The organism is Muricauda brasiliensis (assembly GCF_003057865.1).
Taxonomy (GTDB): Bacteria; Bacteroidota; Bacteroidia; order Flavobacteriales; family Flavobacteriaceae; genus Flagellimonas; species Flagellimonas chongwuensis.
Window position 1 is genome coordinate 57,834 of record NZ_QBTW01000018.1, and the last position, 13,487, is coordinate 71,320.

General features: G+C 43.4%; 6 protein-coding genes. 4 read left to right on the plus strand and 2 right to left on the minus strand.

The window, feature by feature from the left end:
* Window position 1: 1 nt before the first annotated feature.
* Entirely contained in the window at window positions 2-439 is a 438-nt protein-coding gene (locus DCK90_RS14325; protein WP_108246892.1) for a TPM domain-containing protein, read from the plus strand.
* Entirely contained in the window at window positions 420-1,208 is a 789-nt protein-coding gene (locus tag DCK90_RS14330; RefSeq protein ID WP_108246893.1) for a TPM domain-containing protein, read from the plus strand. Before DCK90_RS14325 ends, DCK90_RS14330 begins: the two co-directional genes overlap by 20 nt.
* A 13-nt stretch (window positions 1,209-1,221) precedes the next feature.
* Here DCK90_RS14330 and DCK90_RS14335 read toward each other — a convergent pair whose 3' ends face one another.
* On the minus strand, window positions 1,222-4,008 hold the full coding sequence (locus tag DCK90_RS14335) for an outer membrane beta-barrel protein (protein WP_199912696.1): 2,787 nt from the start codon (window positions 4,006-4,008) through the stop codon (window positions 1,222-1,224).
* A gap of 229 nt (window positions 4,009-4,237) precedes the next feature.
* On the opposite strand from DCK90_RS14335, the gene DCK90_RS14340 reads away from it, so the two are divergent.
* Window positions 4,238-9,796 carry an alpha-2-macroglobulin family protein gene (locus DCK90_RS14340; RefSeq protein ID WP_108246894.1) on the plus strand — a complete coding sequence of 1,853 codons (5,559 nt, stop codon included), beginning with the start codon at window positions 4,238-4,240 and terminating at the stop codon, window positions 9,794-9,796.
* Window positions 9,797-9,802: 6 nt separating this feature from the next.
* Window positions 9,803-12,175: a penicillin-binding protein 1C gene (gene pbpC, locus DCK90_RS14345; RefSeq protein ID WP_108246895.1), complete on the plus strand. Its 2,373-nt coding sequence runs from the start codon at window positions 9,803-9,805 to the stop codon at window positions 12,173-12,175.
* On the opposite strand, the gene der is transcribed toward pbpC, so the two are convergent.
* Window positions 12,176-13,477, minus strand: a complete 1,302-nt coding sequence (gene der, locus DCK90_RS14350; protein ID WP_108246896.1) for a ribosome biogenesis GTPase Der — start codon at window positions 13,475-13,477, stop codon at window positions 12,176-12,178.
* Window positions 13,478-13,487 lie beyond the last annotated feature (10 nt).

Sequence of the window (13,487 nt, forward strand, 5' to 3'; positions counted from 1 at the left end):
CATGTCGCACGTAGAAGAGTTTTTAACTGCTGAAGAAGAAAGGGACATTGTAAATGCCATTGTTGAAGCCGAAAAAAATACTTCGGGTGAAATTCGTGTCCATATCGAGTCCACTTCAAAAATAGACCACTTTAGCAGGGCCCAACAGCTGTTCCACTTCCTTAAGATGGACAACACAAAAGAGGGTAACGGAGTTTTGCTATACGTAGCCGTTGACGATAGAAAGTTTGTCATTTATGGTGGTGAGGGAATTGACAGGGCCGTTCCCAAAGGATTTTGGGACAGCACTAAGGATGTAATCGCTTCCCATTTTAAAAAAAGAGATTTTAAACAAGGAATCGTCGAAGGTATTCTTATGGCCGGGAAAGAACTGCAGTCACATTTTCCATGGAACCACGACGACACCAATGAACTGAACGATGCAATATCCAAAGGCTAGTTTTTTACTGTTGTTTTTATGGGTTTCCCTGGCTTGGGGGCAATTTACCATACCTGAAAAACCACAGAAAGAAACAAGTGTATACGATTATGTGGGCCTATTGTCTCCTTCACAAAGTAATACCCTTGAGCAAAAATTAATCCGATATTCCGATAGTACCTCCACTCAAATTGTAGTGGCCATAATTAGCTCCACCCAAGGAGAGGACATAACTTATTTAGGTGCGCAATGGGGGCAAAAATGGGGCATTGGACAGGCTGACAAAGACAACGGAGTACTCATTCTTTTAGCTCGGGACGACCGTAGAATTGCCATTAATACCGGTTATGGTGTAGAAGGCAGCCTTACCGATTTACTCTCCAGACGCATTATCGAAACAGTGATCATCCCCGAATTTAAAAAAGGGGATTATTACAGCGGCCTTGATAAAGGTTCCGACGCCATTTTTAAAGTATTGACGGGAGAGTTTACCGAGGACCGCACTTTTGGTAGGGTCAAAAAATTCCCAATTGATGCACTTTTCCCTGTAATCATATTTTTTGTGATCGTTATTATTCTTTGGAGCCGAAAGAATAAAGGCGGAGGTGGCAATGATGGCCGTGGAGGTAGAGGCCCCAGTATCTGGGATATGATCATCTTGAGCAACATGGGCCGTAGTTCCGGCTCTTCCGGCGGATTTGGCAGCGGAGGAGGTTTTAGCGGCGGTGGTTTTGGTGGAGGCTTCGGAGGAGGCGGATTTGGCGGAGGTGGTGCCTCTGGAGGATGGTAGCCCAACTTCCATTTTACAACCTCCTAAACCTTCCACCTTTTTGTTGTGGTGCCCCACTGCCACCAAATGAGTCGAATTTTATGGTCAAACTGCCCATGAAATATCTTCTAAGTGCCGTGCCCTGAAAATCCTGTATAAAATCCTGTCCCGTTGTTCTTCTGGTATTTATATTTTGATTGAGCAAATCATAGGCCAGCACCTTTAAAGTCGCCTTCTTTTTGAACATTTGTACGCCCAGGCTCATGTTCCAGAAAATCGCATCCTTATCAAACCCAGCTCCAAGGTTACCATTGTAACTATAGGTAATATCATTCCCCCAGACCAAGTTTTCCGGCCAATAAGAAGTAAGTTTAAAAGATAGATTGTGGGTCGTAAAATCAACGTCTTCCACATTGTCCAAATTATATCGCGTCGCATTTACGGCCAAAGTGTACTCGGGTTCAACTTCCAACATTTCCTTATAGTTGAACAATAGTCCCGCACTGGGCCTTATCGCAAAAGAATTCGATTCCAACTGTGCCCCATTAGTGAATCCTACTTGCTTGTTAATGCTCGCATTGGGCCTTAGGGTAAATTTTAAAGTATAGAGGCTATCCTTTTTAATCTGTTTTGAGTAATTGATTCCCATTGCACCATTATAATTGCCTTTTACATTTTGGTAAGTCGTCGTCCTGATGAAGTCTTCATCCGTTGTGGTGCTCGATACTATCCTATCCTCATCTATTCCCAAATTGGCCCAAAAGAAAATTCCGGTTCTCTCTCTCCAATTGTAGTTATTGAAATTCAAATAAAAGTTATGATTAATTTGCGGGTCCAAGTTGGGGTTACCTTGAATAATGTTCAACGGATTGCTCACATTGGGCACAGGTTGCATTTGATTTATGGATGGTACCTGCAATTGGGAACGATAGTTAAAACTCATCCGTTTGTTATTTCCCAAATCGTAATTGGCGTAAGAACTTAAAAGCAAGTTGCTATAGTCCTTGGAGAACGATGTTCCCTGTATAAAGTCCTCGTTTTGCAACCTATTGCTCTCCAAACGTGCCCTAAGGTTAAACCTCAACTTTTTACCATTGGAACCTATTCCGACCTCCGGTACGTGTTTGTTGACATTAAAATCAAAATCGGAACTTAGGTCCATGTTGTAAACATATTGACCTGTGAGCTCATCAAAATCTGAGACCGTTCTTTGGTTCTGCTGCTCGTTTTTCTCATAACTATATCTAAAATCCAAATACAGTTCTTTGTTAAGCGGCTGTCTGTAGGAACCTCCCAACTCATAATTATCATTGGAGTTATCCACCAAAGTTCTTTGGTCCAAAAGTACTTGGCTCGGGTCGTCCCCATAAATATTTCTTTCTGAATTGAGCAAGGTTTCGGAATCGCTCACCCGATTATCATTGTTAAAATAGACACGGACATATTTGCCCAAGGAATCCAAACGTTTCATAATCTCCAACCTATTGCCAAAATTTCTCTGGAAACCATCGGTAACCTGTAAAGATGAATTATCGTTGATCAAATTACCATCTTCATCAGTAGAAACGGTATTCTCTAGATTCGACGAATTGGTGTTGTTTACACTAAAATTAGGTTGTATGGTTATCCTTGTGGTCTTGTCCACATCAAACTCCAAATTGGCCGCAGCTTGGTTAGATATGGTCCCGCCCACAAAACTGCTCTCTGTATCGGTAAAAAAACTTCCATCGGGTAATATATTCTCCCTAGATGTCCGCTCATCATTGTATGAATCGCTATAGGCATAAAAATAGTTTCCGTCTACTTTATATTTCCCTTTATCCTGATTGGCATAACTCCCCCCTATGGTAGAAGAAGTAACAATGCCTTCGCCAAAACCGAAGGACATGTTTCCTATGGAAAAGGAACCATTTCTATTAAAATTGACACCCCCTCCTCTTGAATTACCTACCATTTCATAGATTTCATCAAACGAAAAACCGGGATTGTTTATGTTATTGCTACTGCCCAGAACACTTATGCGTTCCGTATCGTTAAAATAATTGAGAAGGCCGTTTGCCTGATACCTATCATCCGTGCCATAACCACCGGACAACCTGCCCATATAGCCTTTGTTCTTATCCTCTTTTAAAGTAAGGTTGATTGTTTTGGTCTCTCCGTTGCCAGACTCACCGATAAATTCCTGTTCCTTGGTCTTGGTATCCGTAATCTGTATTTTACTGATTACATCCTTGGATAAAGATTTTGTAGCCACTTTGGGGTCGGTACTAAAAAACACCTGACCGTTTACAAGCACTTGGTTCACCTCTTTTCCATTCACCGTAATGGTCCCATCGCTGGCCACTTCCACACCCGGTAGCTTTTTCAGCACATCCTCTACGGTGGCATCCGGTCTGGTTTTAAACGAATCTGCATTAAATTCAAGTGTATCCTTCTTCACTGTAATCGGTACGCGCTCACCCACCAAATCAATACCGTCCAATTCCTGTACCCGCTCCTCCATTTTGATCGTCCCGATCTCCATCAAAGGCTCCAATGTCACTTCTCGGGTTTGAGGAGCAAAACCATTGCTGGAAAATGCCAATCTCGCTTTTTTATAAGCCGTTTTTCCCTCTAAGGCAAAGATTCCTTCTGAATTGGTTATTGTGTAGGTAATTAAAGTACTATCCCTTAATGTTTCCGCATAAATAGTGGCAGCCTCAATTGGAGAGCCCGTAGCGGCATCCACGATTTTACCTTTTACCAAAAAGTCTTGGGCGTGAACGGAGGAGAATGAAAAGCATACTAAAATTAGAACGTAGTGAATGTAGTTTTTTGTCAATTTGAAAGTGTCTTGTTTGGTTACTTGTGTGTTTAGACTGCTAAATATCGGTTTGGTAAATTAAGTGAGGGCACTTTTAACGAAACTTTGAGAAAATTCCCATAAAATTTAGACTTTGCCTTCATACGTGAACTCAAAAGCACCATCCGTAAACTTATGCCCTGCTGCTTTTCAATTTTAAGTATCTTGCTTTCAGATTAACTTTTGAATAAAAAACACTGATCTTATCATGTCTCAATCCTACAAAACCATTCTTTTTGCCCTACTTATTCTAGCTGCATCTTGTAAAAAAAAGAGTAGCTCCGAAACAGATAATCTTTTCAAATTCAAGGATTATATCAGTTATCACACCAACGGAAATCAAAGCATCTCTACCCCTATCTCCATTGCGTTGGCCCAGCAATTGGATCAGTTTGAACTGACACAAGAACTTCCCAAAGAATATGTGGAGATTTCGCCTAAAATTGATGGCAAACTCATTATTGAAAATGGAAGGGAAATCACCTTTCAACCCACAGAATATTTACAACCAAATACGGAATACACCGTTAGCCTGAAGCTCAACAAACTCTTCGAGGATATAAAAAGTGAGTTTAAAACCTACACATTTAGTTTTAAGACCATTGCCCCTAATTTCAGAATCAATCTAGGGGATTTACAATCCTACAGCAAAGATTGGCAATATCTCACGGGCACCTTGGATGCTTCGGATGTTTTGGATGCGTCAAAAATAAAAACAGTACTTTCTATAAAACAGGGTGATAAAACCGTTCCTGTAAAATGGGATAACACTTCGGACAACGCACAATATTATAGTTTTAAGATTGATAGCATTTCTAGAAAAACGGACGATAGTGAACTTATCATCAATTGGACAGGCGATGCATTCAACATTGATAATAAGGGCTCGGAAAATTATACGATTCCCGGTAAGAACAAATTTGTGATTATTGACGCCAGAACTACTTCATCACCCAATGCGGTGCTTACCCTAAACTTCTCCGAACCCTTAAAACAAGACCAAAACCTAAATGGTTTGGTGACCATTGAAAATGCGGAAAGCCTCCGCTACGAAATCAACGGAAACGTTTTGAACGTCTACCCTTCCAATCGCATTTTAGGTGAAGTGCGTGTCAATGCCTTTCAAGGTATCAAAAGTGAATATGGCTTTACCTTGAAAAATGATTTTTCTGAACTGGTCTCTTTTGAGCAGCTCAAACCTGCAGTGCGATTGATTTCCAAAGGAACTATTCTCCCCAATGCTTCTTCGACGCCGATTTATTTTGAAACCGTCAACCTTGCTGCCGTCGAAGTTCGCGTAATTCAAGTATATCAAGACAATATGCTTCAGTATCTTCAAAATTATGACCTTACTGAAAGCTATAGTCCCGATTTTAGACCCGTTGGGCGCAGGGTAGCCTACAAAGTGATTCCGCTCACAAAAGACGGCAACCAAAATTCCAGCTATTGGCAGGCCCACGGTCTCGATTTGTCGGAGTTGATAAAAATAAATCCAGGTTCGCTATATCGAGTGGAGTTTAGTTTCAAAAAAGAACACACCACTTATGATTGTGGGAATAGTGCCGAAACCGAGGAATCCACCACCGAATATGCTTTGGAGCAAAGCTCCGATGAAGCATCAGAAGAAGAGCGCTATTGGAACAACGAAATCTACAACTATAGAAATTATGATTACAATTGGGAAGAGCGGGACAATCCTTGCCACTCTGCATACTACAACTACGAAAGAATAGCAGCTACCAACTTGTTGGGCAGCGATTTAGGGCTTATCGTTAAAAAAGGAAGCAATCGCTCCCATCATTTTGCAGTGACCAATCTGCTCACCACCCAACCCGTAGCTGGCGCAAAAATAAAGCTCTACAATTACCAACAACAATACATCGGCGAGGTTACGACCGATGCTCAAGGACTTTCAGTTTACGACAGCGATAAGGGCATTGCCTTTGCCGTGGCCGAACACAACAATAATTTTGCCTATGCCAAACTTGCCGATGGAAATGCATTGTCCCTCAGTAAGTTTGATGTGTCCGGAGAAGAGCTACAAAAAGGGCTGCAAGGCTATTTATATACCGAAAGAGGCGTGCACAGACCGGGCGACATCATCCATTTGACATTTGTATTGGATGATAATGCAAATCCCCTGCCCAAAGGGCATCCCGTAGCTTTGGAAGTCAGTGATGCACGCGGTAAACTGGTGCAACGCCATGTTTTAAAAGAAGGAAGTATTCCTGTTGCTGATGGCTTATACGCCAAAAAAGAAAAGAATTTTTACTACTTCCCCATTCCAACAGAAGCTACCGCCCCTACCGGAAACTGGTCTGCCAAAGTGATTGTGGGAGGGGCACAGTTCAGTAAAACCCTGAAAGTGGCAACCGTAAAACCCAATCGATTAAAAGTGGATTTTGCTTTTGATGATGAAGTACTGGAGGCCAATTCCATCAACAGGGGAAAAGCCGAAGTAAAATGGCTGCACGGTGCTCCTGCACGCAATCTTAAAATAGACATCAATGCCACCTTGAGCGAGACGTCCACGGCCTTTCCAAAATATAAAGATTATGTTTTCCAAGATCCTGTTCGAACTTTTAATCAGACTGAATTGCAGTGGATCTCATCAAATTTGGATGCCAATGGTGTACTCAACATCAACAAAAAAATAGATGTGAACGGCAATGCACCGGGTATGTTACAGGCAACTTTTACAACAAAAGTCTTTGAAGGAGGCGGGGACTTTTCCATAGATGTGTTCTCCAAAAATTTGGCACCTTTTTCCAACTTTGTGGGACTCCGCTCACCAGAAGCAAAACAATATGATTCTTTCTTAACGGATGACAAAAATACATTTGATGTGGTTACCGTCGATGCGCAAGGAAATCCATCGGGCAATCGAAAATTAAAAGTACAAGTGTTCAAAATTGAATGGCGCTGGTGGTGGAACCGCGGTTACGATAACCTGTCACGCTACGAAAATGCCACCGTGCATCGACCGTTCAAAGAAATGGAAGTGACCACGGGAAGCGATGGAAAGGCCAATTTCAATATCAATATTCCCGATGAGCAAGGTGGACGTTACCTCATCCGTGTGATGGACGAAGTTTCGGGTCATGCAACAGGGCGTACCGCCTATTTTTATCGCAATTGGTGGCGCAGACCGGGATCCGCGGATGCCGAAAGCTCAAAAATTTTGATTTTCTCTACCGACAAGGAAAAATATACCCTTGGGGAAGAAGCAACAGTAACGTTCCCATCGGACAAAGGCAGTCGTGCTTTGGTCAGCATCGAAAACGGTACCGAAGTACTCTCCCAACAATGGATAGAAACTTCTGCCAAAGAAACTCAGGCCACCATTCCGATTACCACGGAAATGGCACCGAATGCCTACGTGAACATTTCCTTGTTGCAACCGCATAGTCAGGTTAAAAATGACTTACCAATTCGTTTGTACGGTGTCGTTCCGCTCATGGTGGAAAATCCGGCCACATTCTTGGAGCCAAAAATCAGTATGCCCGATGTACTGCAACCAGAAACATCATATAAGGTCACGGTATCCGAAGCCAACAAGAAACCAATGACCTATTCGTTGGCTGTGGTAGATGATGGCCTTTTAGACTTGACACGCTTTACCACTCCCGACATCCATAGTGCTTTCTATGCCAGACAAGCCTTGGGCGTTAAGACCTTCGACATTTTCGACGATGTGATGGGAGCCTACTCCGTGAGCGTGGACAACATCTATGCCATTGGTGGTGGTGGCATTGGAGCTGGCGCCAAAAACCGAAAGGCACAACGCTTTAAACCCGTCGTTACCTATTTGGGTCCGTTTACCTTGAAGGCAGGTGAAAAAGCATCACACACCATCGATATGCCAAACTATGTGGGTTCTGTCCGGACTATGGTAGTTGCTGGCAACCCGAACAGTGCTTACGGCAATGCCGAGAAAACAACCCCAGTACGCAAACCTTTGATGGTATTGACCTCCATTCCTCGAAAATTATCACCCGGAGAGACCGTGACCATACCCGTAACGGTTTTTGCCATGGAGCCTAAAGTAAAAAACGTGAAAATCAATATTGATGCGGGAAAAGCATTGGAGCCCATCAACGGCACTTCCAAAAACATTACTTTCAATGCTGTTGGGGAGCAAATTGTCAATTTTGATTTTAAAGTTAATCCAACATCATCATTTCAAACCATAAAGGTTACGGCTACGGGCGCCGGGGAAAGCGCATCCAACGAGACTGAAATTGATGTGGAAAATCCAAATCCGGTAACTACCAAAAGTGAATTGTACACACTCGACCCCAATGGGTCACAGACCATCTCAATGGAAACTTTTGGCACATCGGGCACTAATGAAGCATTCATAGAATTCTCGACCTTTCCACCAATGGATTTCTCCAAACGGATGGATTACCTACTACGCTACCCTCACGGATGCGTGGAACAAACCACTTCTGCGGTCTTCCCTCAATTATTCTTGGCAGATGTATTGGATATCACTTTTGATAAAAAGAAGGAAATCGAGAAAAACATCAAAGCCGCTATTGGCCGACTTGGGGATTTCCAAGTTCCCAATGGCGGACTGAGCTACTGGCCGGGTTACGGCAATGCCGATGATTGGGGAACCTCCTACGCAGGACATTTTATGTTGGAAGCCAAAAAAGAAGGATACCAACTTCCTTTGACATTCTTGAGCAACTGGCTGAAATACCAAAAGAATGCCGCACGCCAATGGAGCAACCAGAGCACCTATTACAATGACGATGTATCACAAGCCTACCGTTTGTACACTTTGGCCTTGGCCCAACAACCCGAGCTGGCCGCAATGAACCGTTTACGGGAAACCACAAACCTCAGCAACGAGGCCAAATGGAGATTAGCTGCCGCTTATGCCTTGGTCGGTAAAAAAGAGGTTGCAGAAGCCATAGCGAAGAAGGCGAACATCAACTTTACTCCTAACAATTACAACTACAGAACCTATGGTTCCGTATTCCGAAACCGTGCCATGGCATTGGAAACCATGGTCATATTGGGCGACTCGCAACAAAGGGAACTGGCCGTTTCCTTGGCCAAAAATTTATCATCACAGCAATGGTACAGTACCCAAGAAACTGCATTTGCACTCTTGGCCATGTCCAAAATGGTGATGAAGAACGGAGGTAGGTCCATCGACCTTACTTTCACCAATAATGGAAAAGGTATTAATGTCAAAACTGATAGGGCCATAGCACAACGGGAACTTTCTGTCACTTCTTTTAAAGAAGATATCGAGGTGAAAAATAATCAAGGAAACATCATTTACGCTACCCTTACCCAAACTGGAAAATTACCTGTGGGAGAGGAATTGGCACAACAGCAAAACTTGAGATTATCGGTCAACTATGTGGAGCCGCTCGGCAATTCCGTCAATGTGGGCGAGCTACGACAGGGAACAGAGTTTGAGGCAAAAGTGACCATTTTCAACAGTTCCGATGATTATATTGACAATGTGGCCCTGACCCATATCGTACCCAGCGGATGGGAAATTGTGGACACCTCTTTTGTAAGCGAAGACAATGAAAATGCATCCAAAGCGGATTATGTGGATACACGGGACGACCGAACGCATCTATATTTTGATTTGGACGCTAAAAAATCAAAAGTCTTTACCATCAAATTGAATGCATCGTTCTTGGGCGATTATTATTTGCCCGGTGCCCAAGCTGAAGCGATGTACGACAACAACTACCAAGCCCGAAACAAAGGACAATGGGTCAAAATAGTTCAGTAATGTTGAATGAGTGAATTTTTATCGCCAGTAAAAAGAATCCTAATCAACCATAAAATCAAGTTAGGTGTATTTTTCATCATTTTGATTTTATGGTTGTTTTGCCTGCCCAAAAATCTGTTCGAAAACCCAACATCAACGGTTGTGGACAGTTCCGAAGGATCCCTCATCGGAGCACGTATTGCAGATGATGGTCAATGGCGATTTCCCCAAATTGATTCGGTTCCCGAACGCTTCGAGCAGAGTATTCTACTTTTTGAGGACGAGTATTTTTACCAGCATCCCGGGTTTAACCCAATTTCAATCATAAAAGCTATCGGGCATAATCTCACCAAAGAAACTAGAAGGGGAGGCAGTACCATCACGCAACAAGTAATTCGCTTGAGCAGAAAAAATCAAAGCCGGACCTACTGGGAAAAGCTCATTGAAGTGTTTATGGCCACTCGTTTAGAGTTGCGCTACTCCAAGGAAGAAATTTTAAAGCTATACGCCTCCCACACCCCCTACGGAGGCAATGTTGTGGGTTTGGAAACCGCAGCTTGGCGCTATTTTGGCATTCCCGCTCACGAACTAAGTTGGGGACAATCCGCCGCCTTGGCCGTTTTGCCCAATGCCCCTGCCCTGATTTTCCCCGGTAGAAACGAACAGGCCTTTCTGGATAAACGAAACCGATTATTGAAAAAATTATGGGAGAAAGAAATCATTGATGAGACTACCTACGAATTGGCCATAGCCGAACCATTGCCACAAAAACCTTTTCCATTGCCCGATGTGGCACCGCATCTTACCGAGCGCATCCGAAACGAACATCCGGGTCAGCGTGTGACCACTTCTATTCAACGACCCTTGCAACAACGATTAAATCTCTTGGCAGAACGACATTATCGGCAATTGCAAAGCAATGAAATCCATAATCTGGCCATTCTGGTGCTCGATGTGGAAACCCGAAAAGTACTTGGATATGTGGGCAATTCCCCTTCGGATGAGAAACATGCCAATTACGTGGACATCATCACCAAAAAAAGAAGCACGGGCAGCACGTTAAAGCCTTTTTTATTTGCTTCACTCTTGGACGAAGGTCAATTGCTGCCCCATAGCTTAGTAGAAGATGTTCCAACGGTAATCAACGGGTACCATCCTCAAAATTTTGACCTCAAACATGTTGGTGTGGTTCCTGCAAGCAAAGCCTTATCGCGTTCGCTTAACGTGCCCGCCGTCCGTTTGTTACGTGAATATGGACTTCAAAAGTTTTACAACAAGCTCCACAAAATGAAGATGGAATCTTTGGACAAACCTTCATCCTATTACGGCCTATCCTTGATTTTAGGCGGTGCCGAAAGCTCCCTTTGGGAAGTGACCTCTACCTATGCCTCCATGGCTTCCAGTCTAAATTATTTTTTGACCCATTCCAGCACTTACAGAAACAACGAATTTGCACAAGCTACGTATTTACAAAACGAAGGGAAGAACTTCGGTAACGAACAATTTGACCCTTTGGTTTTTGGCGCGGGAGCCATATACAGCACATTTCAGTCGATGTATGAGGTCAACCGACCCGAAGGTGACGAAAATTGGCAGTTTTTTGATTCCTCCCAACCCATTGCATGGAAAACCGGAACCAGTTTCGGGTTTAAGGATGCCTGGGCCGTTGGGGTTACGCCAAAATATGCCATTGGGGTTTGGGCAGGCAATGCCGATGGTGAGGGAAGACCGGGGCTTACGGGCATCACTGCTGCCGCACCCTTGCTTTTTGATGTATTGGATGCACTACCACAAAGCGGTTGGTTCCAAGAACCTTTTGATGACCTTGTGGAGCTGGAGGTTTGTGCCCAAAGTGGATTTCGCGCTTCGGTATATTGTGATGAAGTCAAGAAACAATGGGTACCCGCACATGGAACGCGAAGTGGTCCGTGCCCATACCATCAGCAAGTGTTTCTGGATGCTTCGGAACAGTATAGGGTAAACTCCGAGTGCTATCCTTTGGAAGATATGGTCGCCAAAAATTGGTTGGTGCTCCCTCCTATTTTAGAATACTATTATGCATCTTCCAATCCAAATTATAAGCCTTTGCCCCCTTATTTGGAAGGCTGTTCATCTTTGGAAAACAATTTGATGGAATTTATCTACCCCAAAAAAAACGAAGCCGTGCTGCTCCCGAAGGATTTGGGCGAAAAAAGTATGGAAATCATTCTAAAACTGGCCCATCAACAATCCAACGCCATTATTTATTGGTATTTGGATGAGTTATTCATCGGCAAGACGGAAAATTTCCATGAACTGATTTTACCCATTGAAGACGGTGAGTATATGCTCACGGCCGTGGACAATCAGGGCAATCGAATTCAACAAGTGGTGAAAGTGCGTTCCGCTTCGGGAGAATAATTATTTCTTCCTCATAAAAATGGTCATAGGCACACCGGTAAAATCAAAATTCTCCCTGATCTTGTTCTCCAAAAATCGTTTGTAGGGATCCTTTACATATTGTGGCAAGTTGCAGAAAAAGGCAAATTGCGGATATGGTGTGGGCAATTGCGTGCAGAATTTGATTTTAACGTACTTCCCCTTGGTTGCCGGAGGTGGCGTTTTTTCAATAATGGGAAGCATGATATCGTTCAACTTACGTGTTGGAATTTTTTTGGAACGGTTTTTATAAACATCCACCGCAGTTTCAATGGCCTTGTAGATACGTTGTTTGTTCAACACGGAAATAAACAGAATCGGAACATCTTCAAAAGGTGATACTATTTCGTGAATGGCCTTTGTATATTCCTTTACGCTATTGGTCTCTTTTTCAACCAGGTCCCATTTGTTTACCAAGATGACGATACCTTTGTTGTTACGCTGGGCGAGCCAAAAAATGTTCTGTACCTGTCCATCAAAACCCCTTGTGGCATCCATCATCAAAATACATACATCACAGTATTCGATGGCCCTTACGGAACGCATAACGGAATAAAACTCCAGGTCTTCCTTTACTTTGGATTTTCTTCGGATACCGGCAGTGTCCACCAAATTAAACTCAAATCCAAAACGATTGTATTTGGTATCGATACTATCGCGGGTAGTACCGGCAATGTCGGTGACAATGTATCTATCCTCACCTATCAACGCATTGATAAAAGAAGATTTCCCTGCATTGGGTCTTCCCACTACCGCAAAGCGAGGGAGTTCGCTTTCTTCTTCCTTTTCATCGGGCAATACCTCAACAAGTGCATCCAATAATTCTCCGGTACCACTACCGTTGATACTAGAAAGGGTATAATATTCACCCAATCCCAAAGAATAGAACTCTACGGCATCGGCCATACGTTGCGTATTGTCCACCTTATTTACGGCCAAAAATGTGGGTTTGTCCACCCTGCGAAGGAGCTTGGCCACATCTTCATCCATTCCGGTTACACCCGACTCCACGTCCACCATAAAAATGATGGCATCGGCCTCATCAATGGCCAACTCTACTTGTTTATCGATTTCCTTTTCGAAAACATCGTCGCTACCCAAGACGTAACCACCTGTATCGATAACGGAAAACTCTTTGCCGTTCCAGTCACTTTTACCGTAATGACGGTCACGTGTTACACCACTTACGGCATCCACAATCGCCTCACGGCGTTGAATAAGTCGGTTGAAAAAAGTGGACTTCCCAACATTGGGTCTTCCTACAATGGCTACGATAGCTCCCATCAGGTTTAAT